This window comes from Vibrio sp. SCSIO 43140 (genome assembly GCF_023716585.1).
Lineage (GTDB): Bacteria > Pseudomonadota > Gammaproteobacteria > Enterobacterales > Vibrionaceae > Vibrio > Vibrio maritimus_B.
This window is the reverse complement of record NZ_CP071850.1, coordinates 3,678,651-3,704,124: the sequence shown is the minus strand read 5'-3', so window position 1 is coordinate 3,704,124 and position 25,474 is coordinate 3,678,651. Positions and strand designations below refer to the sequence as shown.

Sequence of the window (25,474 nt, the reverse complement as noted above, 5' to 3'; positions counted from 1 at the left end):
AACATGTTCAACAAAATCCTAGTCGTCTGCGTAGGCAACATCTGTCGCTCCCCTATCGGCGAATATATGCTAGCTAAGATGCTACCAAACAAAACAGTAGCATCCGCTGGCATCGCATCAGCCAAAAGCGGCCTAGTCGGTAAACCAGCAGACAAAACAGCAATAGAAGTTGCCGAAGAACACGATATCGATTTAACACCCCACGCATCTCAGCAACTAACAAGCGAACTCTGCAAAGACTATGACCTAATCCTAGTCATGGAAAAAGGTCACATAGAAGCCCTAACCAGCATCGCTCCAGAAGCTCGCGGTAAAACCATGCTCTTCGGTCAATGGATTGGTCAACAAGACATCCCAGACCCATATCGACAAAGCCGCGAAGCGTTTGATCATGCCTATGAGTTGATTGAACGGAGTGCGGGGGAGTGGGTTAAAAAGCTGTAGGTAGAGCGGTCCTAGGAGAAAGATGGGCCTAGGTTCTAGGTGGAGTCGACTTAAATCAAGTCGATAATGTTGATTATTGCGGTTGCTTTTGGTTGACAAAAACAACCAAAAAACAAAATTCTGTAGGACCAAGGACCAAGGACCAAGGACCAAGGACCAAGGACCAAGGACCAAGGACCAAGGACCAAGGACCAAGGACCAAGGACCAAGGACCAAGGACTTACTTTGCAATTTGAAAAACTAGAAGTTTGGAAAAAGAGTTCACGGCTATGCGTCGAAATCATCAAGGAGCTCGATTCTTGCAGGAACTTCAGCTTAAAAGATCAATTATCACGAAGCTCTCTTTTCAGTGCCTTCCAACATTACTGAAGGTGAAGAGCGTGAGACAGCTAGAGAATCAGCACGGTTTCTTTACATAGCCAAAGGCTCATGTGGAGAAATGATTACACAGCTATACATAGCAGCAGAGCTGAACTATTTGAATAAAGAGAAATCAAAGGAGTTCATCAGTGAAGCAAAACATATTTCTGCCATGCTAGCAAAACTAATTAAAATTCGTCGAGGCTCAGTCAAAGAAGAAAGTGCTTCTTACGACCCCGAGTAATCACCAAGGACCAAGGACCAAGGACCAAGGACCTAAAATTATTGCTTTAACCGGAACAATACTTTCATCATGACTACATCACAACAACCTAACACGTCCACTCCCGACGAAATCGACCTAGGCAAACTTTTCGGCATCCTCCTAGACGCCAAATGGGTCATCCTATTCACAACTTTCTTCTTCGCCTGCTTCGGTGTTGCTTATGCACTTTTAGCCACCCCCATCTATAAAGCCGATGCACTAATACAAGTTGAGCAAAAAAGTGGTGGTATGTCGTCACTGTTAAGTGAAGGGCTTGGTGATATGTTTGCCCAAGAGTCCTCAGCAACAACTGAGATCGAGCTGATTAACTCTCGTATGGTCTTGGGGCAAACGGTTGATAAGTTAAATTTAACGACGAGAGCAACACCAGAGTATCTTCCTATTATCGGAAAAGGTTTGGCAAGAATTATGGGTGAGCAAGCGTTTATTGATGTTGGTCGATTAGAGGTGCCTGAACGTTGGCATTATTTAAAAGATCAATCGCTCACATTGAAACAGTTGGACGAAAACAATCAAACTTATGAGCTTTATGATGCAGAAGGCAATGTCCTGTTGGCGGGTGATGTAGGAGTGCTCGCTGAAGGCAACGGCTATAAGTTGTTTGTTACTGAGCTGTCGGGTAAAAATGAACAAGAATATTCACTCGGTAAGGTTGCTCGCATCGATGCCATAAACTCTCTGCAGCAAGCGCTTTCGATTTCCGAGCGCGGCAAGCAAACGGGTATATTACAACTCTCGTTAGAGGGTGAGCGTAAAATTACGCTAGAGCGAGTTCTCAACGACATCAGCCAAAATTACTTCCTACAAAACGTAGCGCGCCAATCCGCAGAAGCGGAAAAAAGCCTCGATTTTCTTAAAGGCCATTTACCAGACATTAAAACCAGTCTCACAGCGGCAGAAGACACGTTAAACCAATATCGTCAAGAAAATGAATCTGTAGATTTAGGCTTAGAGGCTCAATCAACGCTAAAAGTGATGGTAGAACTTGAAGCGCAACTCAATGAACTCACTTTCAAAGAAAGTGAAGTGAGCCAACGTTTTACGCCTGATCACCCTGCTTATCGTTCGCTGCTTGAAAAACGTGAAACTTTGCTGAAAGAAAAGCAGCGTTTGAATCAGCAAATCCAAAAACTGCCAAAAACACAGCGCGAAGTATTGCGTATGACGCGTGACGTTGAGGTAAACCAGCAAATTTATGTTCAGCTTTTAAATAAGGTGCAAGAGCTGAATATTATGAAAGCAGGTACAGTCGGCAACGTACGCATTGTTGATTCAGCGCAGTCTTACACCAATGCAGTTAAACCAAAGAAACCACTGATCGTTGTGCTAGCAACACTACTGGGCGGTATGCTGAGTGTAGCGTTTGTTTTAGTGAGAGCGGCCTTTCACAGAGGTGTCGAGTCTCCAGATGAGATTGAAGCGATTGGCTTACCTGTGTATGCAAGTGTTCCTAAATCAGACATGCAGTTGCAGCTGGAACAATTGTCGAAGCGCAATAAAGGGAAGCAAAAACTTTTAGCAGAATCTAACCCAGCTGATCTGTCCATTGAATCGCTACGTGGCCTTCGTACCAGCTTGCACTTTGCCATGATGGAAGCGAAAAACAATATTCTAATGATTTCTGGCCCTGCGCCGGGTATTGGTAAATCTTTTGTTTCTTCAAACTTTGCCGCTGTGGCGGCGAAAACAGGTCAAAAAGTACTTCTTGTCGATGCGGATATGCGTAAAGGCTATTTGCAGAAGCACTTTGATCTCAAGTGGGACGATGGTTTGTCTGAAATGCTAAGCGGAAAAATTAGTACTGAACAGGCAATAAAATCCACAGCCGTTGATAACCTTGATGTAATAACTCGCGGTCAAGTTCCACCAAACCCATCTGAGCTCCTAATGCATCCAAGATTTAAAGAGTTTACCGAGTGGGCATCTGAACACTACGACCTAGTTATCCTTGATACACCACCTGTGCTGGCAGTAACCGACCCAAGTATTGTGGGCGCATTAGCAGGTACGACTCTAATGGTTGCACGCTTTGGTCAAAACACGATTAAAGAGATAGAAGTTGCCCAAGGTCGATTTGAGCAATCTGGTATTGAGGTGAAAGGCGTGATCTTTAATGCGATAGAGAAGAAAGCTTCGAGTTCATATGGCTATGGTTATTATAATTATGCTTACACTAACGATAAGAAATAAGTATCGGTGAGTCAGAACGTTGTTACCTGCTCTCGTCCCCGATGAAGCGAGTATGTAACGGAAGCTCTAGGTCTAGTGAAAATCTAGACCTATTGGGGCGGGTGGGATAAAAATACCAAAAACAATGAATTACAATGAGATAGGTGAAATAGCCTGTCTCAAAATGAATAGAAAGTGTCTCAGTGAATGCGAAATGTCTGAGGCATTTATTTGTCATCTTGCATCAGGGAAAAATCATTTACGTGCCCATGTTTAAAGGGCTGACGACCCAATAAGGTAGAGAGAGCAGTTAAAGTTTTGACTTTTCCGGTTTATCGAATTCTCGCGATTTTTTAATGAATAACAAAACCAGTAAGTTATGATTTAAACGTGACTTGTTGGTCGGTTAGAAATGATGTTTCTGACTAGCTTTCAACCCCTACGTAGCAAGGATGTTCATGATTTCCCATAGCTTTGGCAACTGTTCATTTACAATTTCAAATTTTTTTCTCTAATAATTAGTAAGGAATTTCAATGAGTGAAACCTTAGGCAATATAAGGCTAGCTATTATTGGGCAGGGCTACGTAGGCTTGCCATTGGCTGTAGAACTCGGCAAAAAATATCCGACGATTGGCTTTGATATTAATCAACAGCGCGTCGAAGAACTTCGCCAAGGTATCGATAAAACACTTGAAGTAGAGTCGGATGAACTAAAAACAGCAGAATACTTGTCTTACACGTCTGATTTGGCTGACATCAAAGACGCGAACGTTTACATTGTAACGGTTCCTACGCCAATTGATGATAGTAAAGCGCCGGACCTAACACCTCTTCGTAAGGCTTCTTTTGCTCTATCTACCGTGATTTCAAAAGGTGACATCGTTATTTTTGAGTCAACCGTTTATCCTGGTGCAACAGAAGAAGTCTGCTTACCAATTATCGAAAAAGAGTCGGGCCTTAAATTCAATGAAGACTTTTTCGCAGGATACAGTCCGGAACGCATCAACCCAGGCGACAAAGTAAACACGCTGACTAAGATTCTTAAAATAACCTCAGGCTCGACCCCAGAAGTGGCTGACAAGGTTGACGCTTTGTACGCGTCTATTATCACTGCGGGTACGCATAAAGCGTCTTCCATTAAAGTGGCAGAGGCGGCAAAGGTAATTGAAAACACTCAGCGCGATTTGAATATTGCGATTATCAATGAGTTTGCGAAGATATTTAATAAGCTAGATATCGATACAGAAGAAGTATTGAATGCGGCCGGTACTAAATGGAATTTCCTCAAGTTCAAACCGGGTTTGGTAGGTGGTCATTGCATCAGTGTTGACCCATATTATTTGACGCATAAAGCCCAAGAAGTAGGTTACCGACCAGAGGTGATTCTTGCTGGCCGCCGTATTAATGACGGCATGGGCGAATACACTGCGACTCAGTTTGTAAAGAAACTGGCAAGTAAGAAAATCCACATTGATGAAGCAAAAGTCTTGGTCATGGGCTTTACCTTTAAAGGTGATTGTCCGGATGTCCGTAACACCAAAATTATTGATATCGTGAACGAGCTGAAGGACTTCAATATGCTGGTCGATGTTTATGACTCTTGGGCAGATAAAGAAGAAGTTCAAGAAGAGTATGGTATCGAACTAATAAGTGAAATCGTGGATACCGATTATGACGGTGTAATTTTGGCAGTTGACCATTCAGAGATTAAAGAGCTAGGTATCGAAAAAATACGTTCTCTATGTAAAGAAAATCATGTTGTTTATGATGTGAAACACATTTTGGGTGTTCACGATGCGGATATAAGGTTGTAGTAATGAAGAAGTTTGCATTAATTGGTGCGTCAGGTTACATTGCACCCCGTCACTTAAGAGCTATCAAAGATACCGGTAATGATTTGGTTGTGGCGATGGATATCAATGACTCCGTGGGCATCATGGACAGCCATTTCCCTGAAGCGGAATTCTTTACTGAATTTGAAGACTTTTCAGCTTTTGTTGAAGACCAACAACTGAGAGGTGAAAAGCTGGACTACATCTCAATTTGTAGCCCAAACTATCTACACGCGCCGCACATGAAATATGCGCTGAAAAATGGCATTGACGTAATCTGCGAAAAGCCACTGGTATTGTGCTCAGACGATTTGAATGTGCTGAAGCAATACGAGGAATTGTATGGTGCAAAGATAAATTCAATTCTCCAATTGCGTCTGCACCCATCTATCATTGCGCTAAAAGAGAAGGTTGCGGCCGCACCTGCCGATAAGATTTTCGATGTTGACCTGACGTACATGACGTCGCGCGGCAAATGGTATCTGAAATCTTGGAAGGGGTTTGACCAAAAGTCGGGTGGTGTCGCGACCAATGTAGGCGTGCATTTCTATGACATGTTGCATTTTGTCTTTGGTGATTTGAAGCACAACGAAGTGCACTTTAAAGATGAGAAGACGGCAAGTGGCTACCTAGAGTATGAACGTGCTCGTGTTCGCTGGTTCTTATCAATAGATGCGAACAACCTTCCTGAGAACGCAGTCCAAGGTGAAAAAATGACTTACCGCAGCATTACCATTGGTGATGAAGAGTTGGAATTTTCTGGTGGCTTTACGGATCTACACACTAAAAGTTATGAAAATGTGCTCAAAGGCACTGGCTATGGTGTGGATGAAAACCGCGTAGCAATTGAAACGGTTGAGCATATTCGTCACAGCGACATAGTAAAAGCTGATGAAAAAGCACACCCATTATTGTTTAAAGTTCTAAAGTAAACGTTATGACAAAATTCTATAAACACGAAAGCGCCATCGTTGACGATGGTGCTTTGATTGGAGAAGCGTCTCGCGTGTGGCATTTTACCCATGTTTGCGGTGGTGCGCGTGTTGGCTCGGGTGTTTCCCTTGGCCAAAATGTTTTTGTTGGCAACAAAGTAACCATCGGCGACAAGTGCAAGATCCAAAATAACGTATCGGTATATGACAATGTGCACCTAGAAGCTGAAGTGTTCTGCGGGCCGAGCATGGTGTTCACAAATGTGTACAACCCTCGCTCTGGCATTGAACGTAAAAGCGAATACCTTGACACCTTAGTGAAGCGTGGCGCAACATTGGGAGCTAATTGCACAATTGTTTGTGGCGTTACCGTTGGGGAATATGCGTTTGTCGGTGCCGGAGCAGTCATCAATGCAGACGTTAAACCCTATGCGCTTATGGTGGGTGTCCCAGCAAAACAAATCGGCTGGATGAGTGAATACGGTGAACAACTTGACCTTCCACTTACGGGTAATGCCAAAGTGGACTGTCCTCACACCAATACCACTTACCAACTGATTGACTCTGTTTTGAGTAAAGTAGAGAACTAATATGCAATTCATTGATTTACAGGCACAATACCAACACCTTAAAACCCGTATTGATAAGCGTATTCATGATGTACTAGACCATGGTCAATACATCATGGGGCCTGAAGTCTTCGAGCTTGAAGAGAAGCTTGCAGAATATGTTGGTGTGAAACACGCAATCACTTGTGCCAATGGTACCGATGCTCTGACACTGTGTATGATGGTGTTGGATGTAAAACCAGGCGACGGGGTGTTCTGCCCAACGTTCACGTTTTTCGCGACAGCAGAGGCGGTTGCGTTTGCAGGAGCAACCCCCGTTTTTGTGGACTCCGACGAAGACACGTTCAATATCTGCCCGAAAGATTTGGAAAAACGCATTGAACAAACACTGGCGGCCGGAGAGCTTAACCCCAAAGCGATTATCGCGGTGGACTTGTTTGGACTTCCTGCTAACTATCCTGAACTAGAGCGTATTGCGAAGAAGTACGATCTCAAGTTGATTGAAGATGCGGCACAGGGATTTGGCGGTTCAATCAATGGCCAACGAGCGGGTAGTTTTGGTGATATCGCCACAACTAGCTTCTTTCCGGCAAAACCATTGGGTTGCTACGGTGATGGTGGGGCTGTGTTTACCGATAATGATGAGTACGCGGAGTTGCTACGTTCATATCGTGTACATGGGAAAGGTAGTGATAAGTATGATAACGTTCGTATCGGTGTTAATAGCCGTTTAGATACAATTCAAGCAGCTATATTATTAGAAAAATTGGCCGAATTCCCTACAGAATTGACAAAACGCAATGAACTTGCCAACCAGTATTCCAAAAACCTCGCTGGTGATCTCAAGCTTCCTATAGTTCCTAAGGGCTACAGCAGTTCATGGGCTCAGTATTCAGTTGTCTCGAAAGAGCGTGAAAAGTATATTGAGTATTTTAATGACACAAGTATTCCAACAATGGTCTATTATCGCACTTGTATGCATGAGCAAACCGCATTTTCATATTTAGGCTATACAAAGGGAGATTTCCCGTTTGCAGAAAAGCTGTCAGTGGAAATTTTTAGTTTACCTATGCATGGCTATGTTAATAAAGATTAGGCTATGCTGAATAGAATTAAACCAAAATCAGACTTTGTAAAGAGTGTGATGTTGTTGATGACGGGAACATCTGTTGCTCAGGTAATACCATTGGCCATTACACCAATATTAACTCGTATTTACAGTCCGAGTGATTTTGGACTGTTTGCGCTATATACAGCCTTGGTCGCAGTGTTCTCGGTGGTTTGTACTGGAAGGTATGAATTGGCAATTTTGCTACCGAATAGACAAAAAGATGCAATTAACGTAATGTTCGTTGCTCTGCTGGTGACTATTCTTTCAAGTATTTGCATTTTTATGCTTGTCGCTTTTTTTAGTCATGAAATAGCAGTATTTTTAGGCCAAGAGGGCATTGAAACTTGGCTTTATATAGTGCCTATTGCGACAATGCTGACAGGGTGCTATCAGTCAATCAACTACTGGCAGAATCGCCAAAAGCGATATTTGCATCTGGCCCAAAATAGGGTGGTTAAAAGTACTGGCAGTTCGGGAGGACAATTAGCACTCTTTCCGACAAACAGTGTGAGCGGTTTGATTCTTGGTTCGTTGGTTGGGTTGATACTTGGTATAGGTCTATTTATTAGAGAGTTGCTGAAACGTGATAAAGCAATTCTGACTTCATTTCGTATAGCGCAGGCATTTAAATTAGCTAAAAAGTATAGCAAATTCCCTTTATTGGATGGTCCTTCGAGTGTGCTAAATATAATGGCAAATCAAGCGCCGAACATACTTCTATCAACACTTTATTCTCCGACTGTTGCTGGTTTTTATTACTTAACTCAGAAAACGCTTCAAATCCCTATTACTTTGATATCAACTTCAATATTAGATGTTTTTAAACAAAAAGCGGCAGAGGACTATAAAAAGGGCAATTCAAGGGTTATATATATAAAGACGCTGAAGGCGCTGTTTATTATGGGCTTGCCACCTACATTGGTATTGTACTTCACCGTAGAATATCTATTTTCTATTGTATTTGGCCCGGAATGGACTACGGCAGGTTTATATGCAAAGTTATTGCTACCTGCTCTTTTTCTCAGATTTATGGCGGGACCATTAAGTTTTATGCTTTACATCGCAGAAAAACAAACCTGGAACCTAATGTGCATGATAGCACTTTTCTCTATGATAATGCTATCTTTGTTCTATTTTGATAGTGAAACTATGTCGATATTTGCAATTTCCGTATCGTTTTCATTATATTACGGTGTTCATTTATTGCTGTCCTATATATTGACTAAACCAAAATCAGTATAGCACTTCACAAATAGCGGCTCATTTGAATTTATGTGTGCTAAGCTAATTCAACATGATAGTTCTTTCTTTTTTATTTGTAATTTACATATTTTCTAAAAGGTTATACGAGAATGAAGATTCTAACTATTTTAGGGGCTAGACCTCAATTTATTAAAGCTGGGAGTGTTAGCCGTGAGATTTCTCGCCATCCCGAGATAACTGAAATAATCGTTCATACTGGGCAACATTACGATGAGAATATGTCTGATGTATTTTTTAGTGAAATGAAAATACCAGAACCCCATTATAGGCTCGGAATCGGAGGGAAGTCGCATGGCGCAATGACTGGGCGAATGATAGAAAAAATTGAAGAAATTGCGATTAAAGAAAACCCAGATTGGGTAATGGTTTACGGTGATACTAATTCAACTTTAGCTGGTGCAATTGCAGCCTCTAAGTTGAATATAAAGCTTGCTCATGTTGAAGCTGGGTTGCGAAGTTTTAATAACCAGATGCCAGAAGAAATAAATCGGATACTGACAGATAGAGTAAGTGATATCCTTTTCTGTCCAACAGAAACAGCTGTAAGAAACTTGCAAGAGGAAGGCTTTGACAAATTTGGCCGTAAGATAGTTAAGTGTGGAGATGTCATGCAAGATGGTGCGAATTTTTATAGGAATTTAAGTCTTAAGCCTCATTGTAATATTAACGATAATTTTGTTTTATGTACGATTCATAGAGCAGAAAACACAGATTCGGATGACAGAATCACAGCTATCTTTGAAAGTCTGAACGAGATTGCTAAGAGCAAACAAGTAGTACTTCCTTTACATCCTCGTACTCACAAAAAACTGGTTGAATTAGAATTAGACTTGGGCAACATTACCGTCATTAAACCAGTTGGTTATCTTGAGATGGTATGGCTAATCAATAATTGTAACCTAGTTCTGACAGATAGTGGTGGCCTACAGAAAGAAGCCTATTTCTTTGGTAAACAGTGTATAACTCTGAGAGATGAGACTGAATGGGTTGAGTTGATTGAGTCAGGAGCGAATGTTTTAGTAGGAGCTAGCAAAAGTAATATTTTAGAAGCATATCAAAGTTCACGCGACTTTGATTTCAATCGCATGCCAAAGAACTTGTATGGAGATGGAAATGCTAGCAAAATTCTAGTAATGGAGCTGCTAAATGGATAAGCTAAAGAAGAAGGATATTGTATTTCTATCATTTGGAGCATATGCTACAAAAAGTGGTCTGATATACTCGCAGATGATTAAGTTTGCAGACTATCTGAGTAGCTGCAACGTATTTAATTCTGTACAGTCTATATGTATCTTGCCTAAGATATCTACATATAGAAGATTTAAAACACATAGTAAGAATCTAAAAGAATTAGAATCATCTGTTAGCAGCGGGTTATTCTTCTTTAATTCTTGGTTGCTTAACGGAAAGATGTTTAGCTTCATCTTTAAAAAAATATTTTACAAAAAGCTCAAATCAAAAATCTATGATAGGATTCAGAGTCTTGACGAAATCATCTTCCACTGCAGAAGTTATTATGCTACTGATTTTGCCTTGTACATAAAGGAAGAGTATCCGGATAAAAACATCAAAGTAGTTTTTGATATGAGAAGTTTGCTTCCGCCAGAATTTCCATACACATCTCGTCTGTTTGGAAAATACATTTATGTTTCGGGTAAGGAGTGGGAACGACAACTGATTAAAAAGTCTGATCTATCTTTGCTAGTCACTCAAAATGCCATAGAATTGCTAAAGCTCGAGGATAGTACTTACAAAAATATTCATTACATACCAATCATAGGATTTGAAAAACATCAAAGAGCAGGTGACATTGAAAGCGAATTCGATGAACGATGGAAGAAAAAGAGTTTCGGTTATGTTGGCTCAGTTGGATTGTGGCATAATCTAGAAAGTATAGAATATGTTGCTAATAAACTAAAACTAGATTTTTGCTCGAATCATGATTTCAAGATTGCAACAAACAATAAAAATCTTTTAACGAAGCTTCAAACGACCTCAATCCCCAACGATCAGATGCCAGAGTTTTATAGAAAGCAACTTGCAGTAATTATTCCTGGAGTAGTTAACGAACTAGACTATTTCAAAGCGTTGCAGATGACATCTAATTTGTTTTCTACCAAAGCATCAGAAGCTTTAAGTCTTGGAGTACCTCTAATAGTCAATAACCAAATTAGTGAACTTGCAAATTTAGTGACTGAGAATGAGTGCGGTATTGTCTTCGAATATAATCCTGAAGAGCAAAAAATAGAATTTATTAATGCTTCGAATGAGGACTTGAACTCGAAGGTTTTTTGGGAAAATTTGACACGCAACGCCTACAAGTTAGGTTCTAATTATCAAAAAGAGAACGCCCAAAAAATGTATTTGGATTATTGGTCTCTACTCTAATGCTATATGTAATTGTTACAACAATATGCGTATGTATCTCGTATTATCTATTTCGAATAGCTTCGGGTACGATGAGTATTCGAGAGATAAACCCTACATCATTCATATTTTACTATCATCTGTTACTCTACACTACAATTGGGGCTGTAATTATAGTTAATAATCTAGATGGGAGTAGTTGGTTTAGATATATAAACTTAAGCCAAGAAGTCAGAGTGTTGGGTTGGTTAGCAATACTATATACAATTATAGTAATGCCAGTTGGGATGATTTTAGCAAACTTGACTCTTAATGTGACAAGTATGAGCAAGTTTTTTTATAATTATAGAGTATCAAGCGTAGATCTGTTTACGTATGGTGCATATGGTCTAGGATTCCTCTGTAGCCTTTCCTTCTTTGGCGTATTTTATACGTTTTACACCATAGGTGAAATTCCAATATTGAGAGTCTTCACGTCTTCTAGTGCATGGGATTTGGCACGTTTAAGGATGAGCTTGAAAAGCGATTTTGGCGGTAACTCCTTTATAAGACAAGTGTTAGGTCTGATGTTAACTCCTTTTCTGTCTTACGTGTTCTTTATATACTACAGAACTACAAAGAGTGCTTGGCATCTAATAGCATTTGTTGTTTATTCATTACTCAGTGTGCTTATACTTACATACAATTTTGAGAAAGCTCCACTGCTCATCTACCTTATCGGTTTTATTTTGATTCATGTTTTAACCAATTTTATCTTGTCTAGAGTAAAGTTTTATAAGGCTGCTTTTTCTATCTTGGTTCTAGTTGTTTTTATGTATGTGTTTATTATGGGTAAGGAGATATCTGGTCTGTTTGATATAAATAATGGTGGCGGTATTTTGCAAAGAGTGTTGATTTCTCAGGTTGTAGGTGTCTTCGTCAGTTTTCAAATGTTTCCAGAGATAGAACCGTTTGTCGGTCTTTCTGGTTTGAGTGTATTTTCAGTTCCGTTCGGTATAGAACAGTCACCTGGAGTCTCAAAATTGATGATGAATTATGCTAATCCAGAAGGGACTGACTCAGGTACTGCCGGTTTCTTGGTTTCGTTATTTGTAAGTGAAGCATGGGGAAACTTCGGCTTATTTGGAATTTTATTCTCTCCATTATATGTTGGTTATCTAATTCAAATCGTCAATGTGATGCTGATGAAAATCAAGAAAAGCCCTATTTCATTGGCGTTAATTGTCTACTTAGCACTGTATTGGCCAGTGACGACTTTATTTGTAAAGTTCTATTATAATCCACATGTTCTCATTTTTGTCACTTTGGTTTTATGTCCCATGATATTCAGACATCTTTTTAGAGAGCGTTGTTATGGATAATGTAGCAATAATAACAGTAGCCTATAACCCTGATTTGGATGAAATACGCCAAAATATTAACAGCTATGTTAATCAAGCTGGATTGGTAATTCTAGTTGATAACTCGGATGACATAGATAAGATTAGATGTATGAAGAAAGCCTTTTCTGACTCTAAGCAAGTCCATCTAATATCCCTCGGTGGAAATTATGGTATAGCAAGGGCTCAAAATATAGGTTTTGAGTTTGCTTTAGGCAGAGGATTTAACTTTTTCATTGAAATGGATCAGGATTCTTCTTTGCCAAATCGGTATATAGAAAGAATCCATCAAAGATATATTAGCTTGACGGATAGTGGTATCAACGTAGCGGGCATTGGGCCAACAACTGAATTTAGAAGTGAAGATTTGGATGATTCAACTAATTCAGAATGTAAAGAAGCGAAGACTACCTTGAGTTCCGGTTTTTTTTCTTCAAGAGATGCATTTATTGCTATCGGTGGAAAGGATGAGGACCTATTTATAGATTTGGTCGATTGGGATTGGTGTTGGAGAGCTTGGGACCAAGGTTACAGAGTATTTGTAGATCATTCGTTGGTAATTTGCCATAGAAGTGGTGATGGTCATAAAAAGATAGGGTATTGGTATTTTGGAGTATCTTCACCCTTTAGGCTATATTATCAGTTTAGAAATAGTCTATATATGATGAGGAAAGGGTATGTTCCTTTCTCTTGGAAGTTAAAGAGGTTGTTTATTTTGTTAACAAAGCCGTTTATATACTTGATCTTTTATGATAAGAAGATATTAAGATTGAAGTATATTTTTCGTGCGATTTTAGATTTCTTGAAGAATAAAAAGGGTAGTTTGACATAAAGTGATTTTGTTGAATCCATCTTCTTGGTTTTTATTTATTTTGGTGCTTGAGCTTGTATTATTATGGTTATTTTAGGCGAAAAAATGTTAGGTAGCAAAGTTGCAGTTATAATGTCTGTATATGAAAAAGATACAGTTGAATACTTGAAAGAATCAATTGAAAGTATACTAAATCAATCATATCAAGACCTGATGTTTTTTATTCAAGTAGATGGTGTTGTCTCTGTCGAGATAGCTAACTTGTTAGAATTCTATTCTTCTGACCAAAGGGTGGTAGTGACTTTTCATGAGGTTAACCTTGGCCTAGCTCATCGATTAAATGATGCTATTGATCAAGTATTGCATTATGGTGGTTTTGATTTTGTAGCTCGAATGGACGCAGACGATATTTCGGTTAATAACAGGATAGAATTACAAGTACAGTATTTAACTGGACACCAAGATATTGATGTGCTCGGAACTGACGTTATAGAAATCGATGAAAGTGGAAACGAGTTGTTTTACAAGAGAATGCATGGAACTCACAAAGCACTTAGCGAAAACATAATCAAAAGATGCCCATTTAATCACCCTACAGTGGTTTTCAAGGTTGATGTGTTCAAGGAAGGCTTTAGGTATAACTCTGATTTGATGAATACGCAAGATTATTATTTTTGGGTCGACCTTTTGGCTGCAGGAAAAAGGTTCGCGAATATTAATGAAGCTTTGCTCTATTTTAGATTGGATAGTACATTCCATGCGAGAAGGGGACTAAAGAAAGCCAATAACGATCTTTTCTCTAGAGTTTATGCTTTGAAGAAATTGCGGAACATGACATTAACTAATTGCTTACACTTGATTCTACTATATATATTAAGATTATCACCTAAGTTCATAAAAAAATTTGCATATAATAATTTTCGATAGCTAGGTTAAGTCCTGAGGAAGGGATAATCATGAACATGTTAGAGGGTGCGTAGCGTATTTTGTTCTCACTTTTTGAGCTGCATTAGTTAGCTTTACCACACAACGACCAATAGTCTGATGATCAATTTGTAGATCATTTTGAGTGTTTTTTAACAACTCCATAGATAATTTGGATGCCCAACAATTTGCAAGAAGCAACCATTTATGCATTTAGATGTTATTCCAGATAACTGACAACAAGGCAAAGTCGAGCGAGTACAAGTTAACTGATATCATTTTTTTAAAAATTTACGCTGTGCTTTCTGGTCAAGATGATAGGAAAGCTATTTTCCTTTACGGCGAAGCTAAGTTGGAATTTTTAAAACGATTTGGCGATTTCAGTCATGACGCTCCATCTACTTCGACGATAGCCAGTGTAGTGGTCAACAAATTCCGGACACTAACTTAAGCCGATTTTCGGCAGTAACTGGCGACAGCCCATCATTTGCTTGATGAGGCCGTTGCCTATTGTAGTAATCCATCAAGTAATAGCTGATATCTCTCTTTGCTTGAGTTTGAGTCAGATACCCATTAGCTGGTATCCATTCGGTTTTTAAGCTTCTAAATAGCCTTTCCATAGGGGCATTGTCCCAACAGTTACCTCGACGACTCATGCTCTGAGTTATACGATATCGCCAAAGCCTTTGACGGTATTTTAGGCTACTGTATTGGCTTCCTTGGTCTGAGTGGAACATCACGTTGCTAGGCCGCCCTCGTTGTTCCCAAGCCATATCCAAGGCTTTGCAAGTCAACTCTGCATTGGGTCTGTCTGATAGTGCCCAACCTACTACACGGCGGCTAAATAAGTCGAGTACAACAGCCAGATAACTCCATTTTGAACCAGACCAGATGTAAGTAATATCACCACACCAAACTTCATTTGGAGTGGTAACGGAGAACTCTCGCTTCAACCTATTGGGGATATCTGGTCGCTCTAGCTTAGCCTGCTTATAGCGATGCGAGCCTGGTTGTTTGCTTATCAGCTCTGCTTCTTGCATAAGCTTGCGTACTTTGAAGCGTCCGACATCAAAGCCCTCAGACTGAAGCATAGAAGCAAGAGTCCGACTACCAGCAGCGCCGCGACTCATGTTAAAGAGCTGCTTTACTCGGCTGACTAACTGAATGCGATTAGCATCCGGCTTTCGTTGTTTAAACTCGTAGTAGCAGGAAGACGCGACATCGAACAGCTTACAAAGAACTTTGACCGGTTCATGCCCCCTCAACTGGTCAATTAGCGAGAACGTTCGAGTTCGTCCGACATTAAGAGAGCTGTAGCTTTTTTTAGTATAGATTTTTCTCTTTCTAAGCGATTAATCCTAGCTTCTAACTCTTGGATCTTCTGCTGTTCTGGCGTCAGAGCTTTAACCGTTGGCGTTTCTCCGCCACGCTCAATCTTGAGTTGATCGACCCAGCGTCGTAAGGCCGTATCACCGATGTCTAGAGAGCGTGCCGCCTCAGATATTGAATATCCTTGATCAAGAACCAAGCTTGCGGCATCTACTTTGAACTCAGAAGAAAATGTACGTCGTTGTCGTTTAGTCATTGAACACCTCATTTATGGCGGAGACTTTACTACCTAATTTGGTGTCCGGGATCATTAAACCACTACAGTCAGTCTCGGACAGCATAAAGTTTACGGAAAAAGCAATGAGTTCACTACTACTCCAGGCTTGCTTTAACCAACTGATATATAAGCATGTTTAGCCATTATTGATGCGATTGGTCGCCAAAAGAAAATCGTGCAGAAAATTTTAGATAAAGAAGCGGATTATCTGTTGGCTCCATAGGGTAACCAAGGAATGTTAGAGCAAGCGTTTGCTGATTACTTTCGAATGGAAATAAGAGTGGCTTTAGTGAATACAGATTTATCGATCTTGGGTTACATTGAGTATGAATGGCCTGAGTTAAGAACCATGAGCATCGTTGCTTCGAGTCATCAAGAATCGGCTGTAGCGACAGAGCAAGAGGTCAGTATTCGCTACTACATTTGCTCTAAGGAACTCGAAGCTAAAACGTTACTTGAGGCAACACGATCCCATTGGGGTGTAGAGGTCATGCACTGGTCTCTTGATACAGCATTTTGCGAAGACAATTCTCGTATTTAGAGCGGACGATAGAGCAGAGTCTTTTGCTAGGATCAGACAGATATGGTTAAACAATCGAAGGAGTGAAACGATTTTGAAAGCGAGTATTATACACAAAAGAGCGATGTGTGCGATGAATACTGAACACTTTTTTTGAAGGTTCTGGTAAGCCTTTATTGACGCGGATGTTCATGATTTTTCCGTAGGGATGTACATAATTTTTTCGTGTAAAAATAAAGGGATGCGCTGTGCAATGGACCAAAGATATCGAATTAAGGCACATATGAGCCTTATATGACAGCGGTGTTCGTGGTTAATAGCATAGCACTTCTATATTTGAATATAACAACGTATAAACCGATTCTATGATGATATAGATATAAATGGTTGAACACAGGACAATAGGAAGATTAGTGAAAATAATAGTGACCGGCGGTGCAGGTTTTATAGGCAGCGCTGTAATTCGTCATATCTTGAACGAGACCTCTGACAGCGTCGTCAATGTCGATGTGCTGACCTATGCTGGCAATTTGGAGTCGTTACCAGATGCTGAAAAATCTGATCGTTATGCGTATGAACAGGTGGATATCTGCGATTTTGGTGCGCTAGAGAAGGTGTTTGAACAGCATCAACCGGATGCGGTGATGCATTTAGCCGCCGAGTCTCATGTTGATCGCTCTATCGATGGGCCTGCCGCCTTTATTCAAACTAACTTGGTGGGCACGTTTAACATGCTTGAGGTTGCACGCCAGTATTGGAAGAACCTCGGTGAGGGGAAGCAATCGGCGTTTCGTTTCCATCATATCTCTACCGATGAGGTGTATGGCGATCTTGAGGGTACGGATGATCTGTTTACGGAACAGACCTCTTATGAGCCAAGTAGTCCATATTCAGCTAGTAAAGCGGGATCGGATCACCTAGTTCGCGCCTGGGGACGTACCTACGACTTCCCTGTGTTGGTGACCAACTGCTCTAACAACTATGGTCCCTACCATTTCCCTGAGAAACTGATCCCTTTGATGATCCTAAATGCACTTGAAGGCAAATCGTTACCTGTCTATGGCGATGGATTACAGATCCGCGATTGGCTGTTTGTCGAAGACCATGCTCGCGCCTTGTACAAAGTGGTGACGGAAGGGGTAGTCGGTGAGACCTACAATATTGGCGGCCACAATGAGAAAGCCAATATTGAGGTGGTGAAAACGGTCTGTGCGCTGCTTGAAGAGTTGGTACCAAACAAGCCACAAGGTGTTGCACACTATCAAGACCTCATTACCTACGTAACGGATCGCCCAGGGCATGATGTCCGCTACGCTATCGACGCTTCTAAAATTGAGCGTGAGTTGGGTTGGACACCAGAAGAGACCTTTGAATCCGGTATTCGTAAAACCGTTGAGTGGTATTTGAATAACCGTGAGTGGTGGAGTCGGGTACTCGATGGCTCGTATTCTCGTGAGCGTCTAGGCACGCAGTAAGTACTAACCACTATCCATTGAAAACTCACCTAAGGCTTTGCCCCAAAGCTCTAGGTGTTATTGATTCTGGAACTATCAATTCAAGAACTATCAACCCAGGACCTAACGACTATGAAAGGTATTGTTCTCGCCGGTGGCTCTGGCACTCGCCTTTATCCACTTACTCGCGGTACATCTAAACAACTACTTCCTATTTACGACAAGCCAATGGTGTACTACCCAATTTCAACTTTGATGTTGGCGGGTATTCGTGACATTCTCATCATTACCACCCCAGAGGATCAGGCTGGCTTCCAGCGCTTGCTTGGCGATGGCTCTGACTATGGGGTTAACCTGGAATATAAAATTCAGCCATCTCCAGATGGACTTGCCCAGGCTTTTATCATCGGTGAGGAATTTATTGGTGATGATTCCGTCTGCTTGGTGCTAGGCGATAACATCTATTACGGTCAGTCGTTCGGACAACAGTTGAAACGTGCCCGAGAGCTGACCTCGCAAGGTCTAGCCACCGTGTTTGGCTATCAAGTGAAAGATCCTGAGCGCTTTGGTGTGGTGGAGTTTGATAGTGAGATGAAGGCCGTATCCATTGAAGAGAAACCTCAGCAGCCTAAATCAGACTATGCGGTCACCGGTTTGTACTTCTACGATAACCGTGTTGTCGATTGGGCCAAGCAGGTTAAACCGTCTGAGCGCGGCGAGCTGGAGATCACCACGTTGAATCAAATGTATCTGCAAGATGGCTCGCTAACTGTTGAGCTGCTTGGGCGTGGCTTTGCTTGGTTAGATACAGGGACCCATGAAAGCTTGCATGAGGCGTCGTCGTTTGTGCAGACTATCGAGAACGTTCAAGGACTTAAGGTCGCCTGTCTTGAAGAGATTGCCTGGCGTAACCAATGGCTGAGCGATGAAGCGCTGCTTGAGATTGCTCAGCCGATGATGAAAAACGAGTACGGGCAGTATTTAGCGCGTCTTGTGAATGACAAAACCAAGAAGGCTAACTAAGTGAAGAAAGTACTGATTACCGGCAGCCGTGGTCAGGTAGGCCACTGTCTGAACGATGTATTAGCTGAGCGTGATGATGTTGATGTAATTGCTTACGATCGCGACCTTTTAGACATCACCAATGAGAGTCAAGTTGCTTCAGTGCTAACAGAGTTGGCCCCTGATGTCATCATCAACTGTGCTGCACACACCGCGGTAGATAAGGCAGAAACCGACGTCGAGATGAGCTATGCCATTAACCGTGATGGCCCTCGACACCTCGCCCAAGCAGCGGCGTCGCTTGGCGCTGTGATACTGCATATCTCGACTGACTATGTTTTTGATGGCGACAAGGCTGAGCCCTATGTAGAAACCGACACACCGAACCCGAAAGGGGTTTATGGACAAAGTAAGCTAGCAGGCGAAGAGGCGGTCGCGGCGCATTGCTCACGCTATGCGATTTTGCGCACCGCGTGGGTGTTTGGTGAGCATGGCAATAATTTTGTTAAAACCATGCTTCGCTTGGGCCAAGATAGACCAAAGCTAGCTATTATTGGTGACCAGTTTGGCGGTCCTACCTATGCGGGGGATATTGCCAATGCGCTGGTGATGATGATGGATAGCTTTACCGGTCCTGAGCAAGCGGGCGTGTATCACTTCTCTGGCGCGCCACATGTTAGCTGGTATCAGTTTGCTAAGGCTATCTTCGCATCAGCAGATGAACACGGCGTGCTACCTCAAATCCCTCAGGTGCATGAGATCACAGCTGACCAATACCCACTACCAGCACCAAGACCAGCCAACTCTCGCTTGAACTGCGACAAGATCCAGCAAGTGTTTGCGATAGCGCCAAGTGATTGGCAAAGCGCGCTAGAGAATATTAAACAGTACGGCTAGGAAACAGAGCATGAAAGTAAAAGCAACAAGCATCCCAGATGTAAAGATTATTGAGCCTCAAGTCTTCGGCGATGAGCGCGGCTTCTTTATGGAAACCTGGCAACAGAACAAATTTGAGCGGCTGGTCACCGGCAAGTCAACCCCGTTTGTGCAAGACAACCACTCAAAGTCGAGCAAGGGCATTTTGCGCGGCCTGCACTACCAAACCGAAAACACCCAAGGCAAACTAGTACGTGTAGTGTCTGGCGAGGTGTTTGACGTTGCCGTCGATGTCCGCAAAGACTCACCGACGTTCGGCCAGTGGGTAGGAGTATACTTATCAGCAGAGAACAAACGCCAGCTATGGGTACCAGAAGGCTTTGCTCACGGGTTTTATGTGACCAGTGATGAGGCGGAGTTTGTGTATAAGTGCACAGATTACTATAACCCATCTGCTGAGCACTCTATAGCTTGGGATGATCCTGAGATTGGGATTGAGTGGCCCATTGAAGCAGAGCCCATTCTTTCTAGTAAAGATATGAACGGTAATAGTATTAATAGCTCTTTATTGCTTTAATGTAGGGAAATGGTAAATAAATAGAAGGTTTGAAGAGTGTCATTATTTGTAAAGTGAACACTAAATACTAAACAACGAAGGGTGCGATTGGTTTTGATTGCCTTTTTTAGGTATTAGCAGAATATGAGTGACGTAAAGCTTATGAATTATCCATATGTTAGTATGGCTTTTCACGAGTGTTCATGAATTTCAAATGTAATATATTAGAGAACTTGGTTAGGAAAAATATGAAATATTTGGTGACAGGGGCAGCAGGTTTTATAGGAGCCGCGGTTTCCCATAAGTTATGTGAGATGGGACATACCGTTATCGGTATTGATAACCTAAACACTTATTATGACGTTAATTTGAAACTTGAACGATTACAAAATTTGAAACCTCATAAGAATTTTATCTTTCGCACATTAGATCTATTTGAGAAAACCGCTGTTGCGTCATTGTTCCAAGTAGAGCAATTTGATAAGGTCATACACCTTGGTGCGCAAGCTGGGGTTCGGTTCTCACTAGAAAACCCTCACACATACTCGGACGCGAATCTAGCGGGGCACATAAATATATTAGAAGGGTGTCGTCACAATAACATCCAACACTTAGTCTATGCCTCTAGCAGTTCTGTTTACGGAATGAATAAAGAGCAGCCTTTTAAAGAGTCTCATGCGGTAGATCATCCCGTTTCTTTGTATGCTGCGACCAAAAGAGCCAATGAGCTTCTCTCTCATACCTATTCTCACCTCTATGATATTCCAACTACTGGATTAAGGTTCTTCACAGTTTATGGTCCTTGGGGAAGGCCTGACATGGCTCCATTTAAGTTTACAAAAGCTATCGCTGAAGGTAGGACTATTGATGTGTATAACCATGGCAACATGTACCGTGATTTTACGTTTATCGATGATATTGTCGAAGGCATTATACGCGTGCAAGACTTGATACCTGTTCGTGATGACGGCTATCGAGATACACCAAATAGCAGTGACGCACCTTACTCCATTTACAATATTGGTAATGGTTCACCAGTGAAATTAATGGATTTTATCAACGCGATTGAAGAAGCGTTAGGCGTTGAAGCGAAGAAGAATTTCATGCCAATGCAGCCCGGCGATGTACCATCAACATGGGCATCTACAGAAGCATTATATGAAGCTACTGGCTATAAACCGAGTGTTGACATAAAAACAGGCGTCAATAGTTTTGTTGCTTGGTATAAAGATTATTACAAGGCTTAGAGAGTTATTATGAAAATTACTATTGCCGGAACTGGCTATGTGGGGCTATCAAATGCAATGCTGTTAGCGCAGCATTGTGAAGTCGTGGCGTTGGATGTGATCGCTGAAAAAGTGGAGATGCTAAACAGTAGAAAATCTCCTATTATGGACGCAGAGATTGAGGCATTTCTTAAAGAGAAAGAACTCAAATTTATCGCCACTTTAGATAAAGAGGCAGCCTACAAAAATTCAGATTATGTAATAATTGCGACACCAACGGATTACGACCCTGAGACCAATTATTTTAACACAAAATCGGTAGAAGCCGTCATTGCCGATGTACTCGAACTGAACCCAAATGCAACGATGGTGATCAAATCGACTGTGCCGGTAGGCTTTACCCAGTCAGTTAGAGAAAAATTTGGTACTGATAGTATTATTTTCTCGCCAGAATTCTTACGTGAAGGCACTGCATTGTTCGATAACTTACATCCTTCTCGCATCATTGTCGGTGAGCGTAGTGAGCGTGCTAAAGTTTTTGCAGATTTGTTGGTTGAAGGCGCAGAGAAAGAAAATATCGATGTGCTGTTCACAGATTCGACTGAAGCAGAGGCGATAAAGCTGTTTTCTAACACCTATCTTGCTATGCGTGTAGCGTACTTTAACGAACTCGATACGTACGCTGAGACACATGGATTAGAAAGTCGTCAAATCATCGAAGGAGTTGGTTTGGATCCTCGAATCGGCAGTCATTACAACAATCCGTCATTTGGTTATGGAGGATACTGCTTACCAAAGGACACTAAACAGCTTTTGGCGAACTATTCCGATGTTCCAAACAATCTAATTCAGGCGATTGTTGCTGCGAATACTACGCGTAAAGACTTTATTTCTGACAGCGTCATGAAGCGCAACCCAAAAACTGTGGGTATCTATCGCCTTATCATGAAGTCGGGTTCCGATAACTTCCGAGCTTCCAGTATCCAGGGCATCATGAAACGCCTCAAGGCCAAAGGCATTGGAGTGGTGGTTTATGAGCCAGTCCTTCAAGAAAAAGAGTTCTTCCATTCAGAAGTGTTGACGGACCTTGAAGAGTTTAAGTCTCGCTCTGATGTGATTGTCTCAAACCGCATGGCGCAAGAGCTTTTGGATGTGGAAGACAAAGTCTATACGCGCGACTTGTTTAATGGTGATAAGTAGTTCCCAACAGTCACAATATTAGAAAGGATCCTTGTGATCCTTTTTTATTGTCATCCCTAAACCACCGCCTTTGGCGGTGGTGATTGTTCCTAAGGGCTGTTGCCCGAAAACACGTCCATGTTAGAAGTAAGACTCTTATTCACCACAAGTAAGAGGAAACAATTAACATAGGCGATTGTAGAAGTTCATCACACGTCTACTGGCGATGCAAATACCATATAGTTTGGACTCCAAAGTACAGGTTCAAAATTCTTAAGGGCAACGTAGCCAAAGAGTTGTACAAGTTTATCTACATACTCTGCAATATGAAGGATTGTGAGGTACTGGAGCTAAATATTCAGCCTGATCACGTTCATTTGGTGTCATCGTCCCACCGAAAGTTTCAATTTCAACGTTAATGGGCACTTTGAAGGGGCGGTCTGCAATTCGCCTATTCAATAAGTTTGCTCATATTCGAAAGAAACTATGGGGAAATCATATTTGGGCGAGGGAATCCTTTGTTGATACCGTAGGTGTGAACGAGGACATAATTCGGCGCTACGTTAGACATCAAGACAAAAAAGACCAAGAGTATGAGGCTCAGTTGGAGTTAAAGATGAACTAACAGCGCGGAGACGCCCCCTTTGAGGGGGCTGAAAGCTAAAGCCGCCTTCTAAGAAGGCGGATTTTTACTGCTCAAATTCAGATAGTTAAAAATAAACTGTCTCAAGGATGAGACGTATTTGAGACAGTTTTAGTGACTTGTAAATTCCCCCCAATAGTCACTTTCAGCTTCTTAGGCCGCTACATTTAGGCTCCGTTTAAGGTGAGGTCAACGCAAAGAGAGCGTGTGTTGCTTCTTGCTCTATGCTCCCCTGTTAGTTGGAAAAATTATTATGATAAAACACTGTTTATTCCCTGCCGCTGGTTACGGCACTCGCTTTCTTCCTGCAACAAAATCCATGCCTAAAGAGATGATGCCAGTCGTCAACAAGCCGCTCATCGAGTATGGCGTTGAAGAAGCCATTCAGGCCGGGATGGATCACATGGTGATTGTCACCGGTCGAGGAAAGCATACGCTCATGGATCATTTTGACAAAAACTATGAGCTTGAGCACCAAATCAGTGGCTCGTCCAAAGAGTCGCTCCTAACGGACATTCGTTCTTTGATTGATTCCGCCTCTTATACCTACATTCGACAGCGCGAAATGAAAGGCCTTGGACATGCGATCCTCACAGGGAAAGAGCTTGTGGGTGATAACCCTTTTGCTGTCGTATTGGCAGACGATCTTTGTGTTAACGAGGAGTCAGGCGTACTGTCGCAAATGGTCGAGCTCTACAATAAGTTTCGATGCTCTATCGTTGCCGTTGAAGAAGTACCGGAATCGGAAACTCACAAATATGGGGTGATCGCCGGTGAGAAGCTCAAAGAGGATTTGTACCGCGTTGATAATATGGTTGAAAAACCAAAGGCTGGCACCGCGCCAAGCAACTTAGCTATCATTGGGCGCTATATTCTAACGCCGGATATTTTTGAGCACATCGAAAATACGCAGCCGGGGAAAGGTGGTGAGATACAAATTACTGACGCACTGTTGAAGCAAGCCCAACAAGGCTGTGTGATGGCGTTTAAGTTTAAAGGCAAACGTTTTGATTGTGGCAGTGTTGAGGGCTATATGGATGCTACGAATTATTGCTATCAAAACTTGTATCTAGACAATGATAAACAAGCGCCAGCTGAAGCAAACAAGCGCAACCACAAAGATCTCACTCCAGCGTGATAGGTAACAAATTTCGTCAGGCCGTTGTCTCTCACCCGTACTATGACATCGTGTGCAAATTGGGCTTATTGGCCACATTTGGAGGGATCCTCTATTTCTCTCTGATGCCTAACTATTCTGCATCAATTGTGACTTTTGATGGTGCTGATAAACTCAAGCACGTTTTTGCTTACTTGGTGTTAGGCTTTGCGGTTTCACTGGTGGTACCCAGACGATTGTTTGTTTTGTCATTGCTAGGATGTTGGTTTTTAAGTGGTGCTATTGAGCTTCTACAGATGCTGCAACCAGGTCGGAAAGCATCATGGTATGATTGGTGCGCCAATGGGGTGGGGCTTATATTGGCGTTTTGCGCCGTCTATTGGCTGCGGTTGCTCTATCGCGCAACGTAGTATCGCTCTGATAAATGCGCCGTTGATACGTTGCTCATCGAATAGATTTAAATACGCATAGTCTACTATCACTGCTGTTCTGATCGGTGTGATGTCATCGTGGTAAAGTTGCAGTTTTGCAGCTTAATTCTCTTCGATTTAATTTAGCTACAACGTATCCTCTAAGCAGACTCTTCCGTGTTCTCAATGGAGCGGAGAGGTAATGTACTGGTTTCTCGATACAGCATTTTGTGAGGACAATTCTCGCATTAGAGTGGACGAACGTGAACGAGCGCAGGCTTTCGCGAGGATCAGACAGATGTGTTTGAACCTATTAAAGAGTGAGAGCACTTTTAAAGGTGTCATCAAACGTAAACGAATGAACTGTGTAAAGAACGAAAATCACCTAATTGAGGTTCTTTTAAGCCTTGTATGACGTTGGTGTTCGTGCGGTTTCC

23 protein-coding genes and 3 pseudogenes are annotated in these 25,474 nt (G+C 41.8%); 25 read left to right on the top strand and 1 reads right to left on the bottom strand.

Features of this window, described 5'->3' with window-relative positions; translation table 11 throughout:
- The first annotated feature begins 3 nt into the window (after window positions 1–3).
- The 14 genes from J4N45_RS17625 (at window position 4) to J4N45_RS27285 (ending at window position 14,899) form a co-directional block, all read left to right on the top strand.
- Complete coding sequence (locus J4N45_RS17625; protein ID WP_252012839.1) at window positions 4–444, top strand: arsenate reductase/protein-tyrosine-phosphatase family protein; 441 nt, start codon at window positions 4–6, stop codon at window positions 442–444.
- A 349-nt stretch (window positions 445–793) separates the two neighbouring features.
- Window positions 794–1,048 carry a four helix bundle protein gene (locus J4N45_RS17620; protein ID WP_353505875.1) on the top strand — a complete coding sequence of 85 codons (255 nt, stop codon included), beginning with the start codon at window positions 794–796 and terminating at the stop codon, window positions 1,046–1,048.
- Between the two features lie 69 nt (window positions 1,049–1,117).
- Window positions 1,118–3,280 carry a polysaccharide biosynthesis tyrosine autokinase gene (locus J4N45_RS17615; RefSeq protein ID WP_252012837.1) on the top strand — a complete coding sequence of 721 codons (2,163 nt, stop codon included), beginning with the start codon at window positions 1,118–1,120 and terminating at the stop codon, window positions 3,278–3,280.
- A gap of 513 nt (window positions 3,281–3,793) precedes the next feature.
- Complete coding sequence (tviB, locus tag J4N45_RS17610; RefSeq protein ID WP_252012836.1) at window positions 3,794–5,074, top strand: Vi polysaccharide biosynthesis UDP-N-acetylglucosamine C-6 dehydrogenase TviB; 1,281 nt, start codon at window positions 3,794–3,796, stop codon at window positions 5,072–5,074.
- Between the two features lie 2 nt (window positions 5,075–5,076).
- The gene (locus J4N45_RS17605) at window positions 5,077–6,024 is read left to right on the top strand and encodes a Gfo/Idh/MocA family protein (RefSeq protein ID WP_252012834.1); all 948 of its coding nucleotides are present in this window, start codon (window positions 5,077–5,079) and stop codon (window positions 6,022–6,024) included.
- 5 nt (window positions 6,025–6,029) lie between these two features.
- Complete coding sequence (locus tag J4N45_RS17600) at window positions 6,030–6,614, top strand: acyltransferase (RefSeq protein WP_252012832.1); 585 nt, start codon at window positions 6,030–6,032, stop codon at window positions 6,612–6,614.
- A gap of 1 nt (window position 6,615) precedes the next feature.
- Window positions 6,616–7,689, top strand: coding sequence for a DegT/DnrJ/EryC1/StrS family aminotransferase (locus tag J4N45_RS17595; RefSeq protein WP_252012830.1), 1,074 nt, complete (start codon window positions 6,616–6,618; stop codon window positions 7,687–7,689).
- Between the two features lie 3 nt (window positions 7,690–7,692).
- A complete protein-coding gene (locus tag J4N45_RS17590; RefSeq protein WP_252012828.1) occupies window positions 7,693–8,946 on the top strand; it encodes a lipopolysaccharide biosynthesis protein in 1,254 nt (417 codons plus the stop codon).
- A 110-nt stretch (window positions 8,947–9,056) separates the two neighbouring features.
- Entirely contained in the window at window positions 9,057–10,121 is a 1,065-nt protein-coding gene (wecB, locus tag J4N45_RS17585) for a non-hydrolyzing UDP-N-acetylglucosamine 2-epimerase (RefSeq protein ID WP_252012817.1), read from the top strand.
- Window positions 10,114–11,355 carry a glycosyltransferase family protein gene (locus J4N45_RS17580; protein WP_252012815.1) on the top strand — a complete coding sequence of 414 codons (1,242 nt, stop codon included), beginning with the start codon at window positions 10,114–10,116 and terminating at the stop codon, window positions 11,353–11,355. Before wecB ends, J4N45_RS17580 begins: the two co-directional genes overlap by 8 nt.
- A 215-nt stretch (window positions 11,356–11,570) precedes the next feature.
- Window positions 11,571–12,695, top strand: a complete 1,125-nt coding sequence (locus J4N45_RS17575) for a hypothetical protein (protein WP_252012813.1) — start codon at window positions 11,571–11,573, stop codon at window positions 12,693–12,695.
- On the top strand, window positions 12,688–13,545 hold the full coding sequence (locus tag J4N45_RS17570; protein ID WP_252012811.1) for a glycosyltransferase family 2 protein: 858 nt from the start codon (window positions 12,688–12,690) through the stop codon (window positions 13,543–13,545). Before J4N45_RS17575 ends, J4N45_RS17570 begins: the two co-directional genes overlap by 8 nt.
- A gap of 84 nt (window positions 13,546–13,629) precedes the next feature.
- Window positions 13,630–14,451, top strand: coding sequence for a glycosyltransferase (locus J4N45_RS17565; protein ID WP_252012809.1), 822 nt, complete (start codon window positions 13,630–13,632; stop codon window positions 14,449–14,451).
- A gap of 214 nt (window positions 14,452–14,665) precedes the next feature.
- Window positions 14,666–14,899 (top strand): transposase family protein, encoded by a 234-nt coding sequence (locus tag J4N45_RS27285; RefSeq protein WP_353505874.1) that lies wholly within the window; start codon window positions 14,666–14,668, stop codon window positions 14,897–14,899.
- Here the strand turns inward: J4N45_RS27285 and J4N45_RS17560 are convergent.
- Window positions 14,874–16,033, bottom strand: a protein-coding gene (locus J4N45_RS17560) for an IS3 family transposase (protein ID WP_252012806.1) whose coding sequence is annotated in 2 segments (ribosomal slippage) — window positions 14,874–15,766 and window positions 15,766–16,033 — 1,161 coding nt in all. Because the reading frame shifts where the segments join, the coding sequence is not laid out codon by codon here. The genes J4N45_RS27285 and J4N45_RS17560 overlap by 26 nt on opposite strands.
- A 67-nt stretch (window positions 16,034–16,100) precedes the next feature.
- Here J4N45_RS17560 and J4N45_RS17555 point away from each other — a divergent pair.
- From J4N45_RS17555 to J4N45_RS17505, 11 genes and pseudogenes are all read left to right on the top strand, one after another.
- Window positions 16,101–16,731 (top strand): annotated as a pseudogene (locus J4N45_RS17555) (ISAs1 family transposase); the annotation flags it as partial.
- 256 nt (window positions 16,732–16,987) lie between these two features.
- On the top strand, window positions 16,988–18,049 hold the full coding sequence (gene rfbB / locus J4N45_RS17550) for a dTDP-glucose 4,6-dehydratase (RefSeq protein WP_252012804.1): 1,062 nt from the start codon (window positions 16,988–16,990) through the stop codon (window positions 18,047–18,049).
- A gap of 111 nt (window positions 18,050–18,160) precedes the next feature.
- Window positions 18,161–19,051: a glucose-1-phosphate thymidylyltransferase RfbA gene (gene rfbA / locus J4N45_RS17545; protein WP_252012801.1), complete on the top strand. Its 891-nt coding sequence runs from the start codon at window positions 18,161–18,163 to the stop codon at window positions 19,049–19,051.
- Window positions 19,052–19,927, top strand: coding sequence for a dTDP-4-dehydrorhamnose reductase (rfbD, locus tag J4N45_RS17540; RefSeq protein ID WP_252012799.1), 876 nt, complete (start codon window positions 19,052–19,054; stop codon window positions 19,925–19,927).
- Window positions 19,928–19,937: 10 nt separating this feature from the next.
- On the top strand, window positions 19,938–20,483 hold the full coding sequence (gene rfbC, locus J4N45_RS17535) for a dTDP-4-dehydrorhamnose 3,5-epimerase (protein ID WP_252012797.1): 546 nt from the start codon (window positions 19,938–19,940) through the stop codon (window positions 20,481–20,483).
- Between the two features lie 227 nt (window positions 20,484–20,710).
- A complete protein-coding gene (locus J4N45_RS17530) occupies window positions 20,711–21,709 on the top strand; it encodes an NAD-dependent epimerase (protein ID WP_252012795.1) in 999 nt (332 codons plus the stop codon).
- Window positions 21,710–21,718: 9 nt separating this feature from the next.
- Window positions 21,719–22,888 carry a nucleotide sugar dehydrogenase gene (locus tag J4N45_RS17525; RefSeq protein WP_252012793.1) on the top strand — a complete coding sequence of 390 codons (1,170 nt, stop codon included), beginning with the start codon at window positions 21,719–21,721 and terminating at the stop codon, window positions 22,886–22,888.
- Window positions 22,889–23,049: 161 nt separating this feature from the next.
- Window positions 23,050–23,492, top strand: a pseudogene (gene tnpA, locus J4N45_RS17520) (IS200/IS605 family transposase).
- A 271-nt stretch (window positions 23,493–23,763) separates the two neighbouring features.
- Complete coding sequence (galU, locus tag J4N45_RS17515) at window positions 23,764–24,648, top strand: UTP--glucose-1-phosphate uridylyltransferase GalU (RefSeq protein ID WP_252012790.1); 885 nt, start codon at window positions 23,764–23,766, stop codon at window positions 24,646–24,648.
- The gene (locus tag J4N45_RS17510) at window positions 24,645–25,037 is read left to right on the top strand and encodes a VanZ family protein (RefSeq protein ID WP_252012788.1); all 393 of its coding nucleotides are present in this window, start codon (window positions 24,645–24,647) and stop codon (window positions 25,035–25,037) included. The genes galU and J4N45_RS17510 overlap by 4 nt, the downstream gene beginning before the upstream one ends.
- Before the next feature lie 181 nt (window positions 25,038–25,218).
- Window positions 25,219–25,452, top strand: a pseudogene (locus tag J4N45_RS17505) (ISAs1 family transposase); the annotation flags it as partial.
- Window positions 25,453–25,474 lie beyond the last annotated feature (22 nt).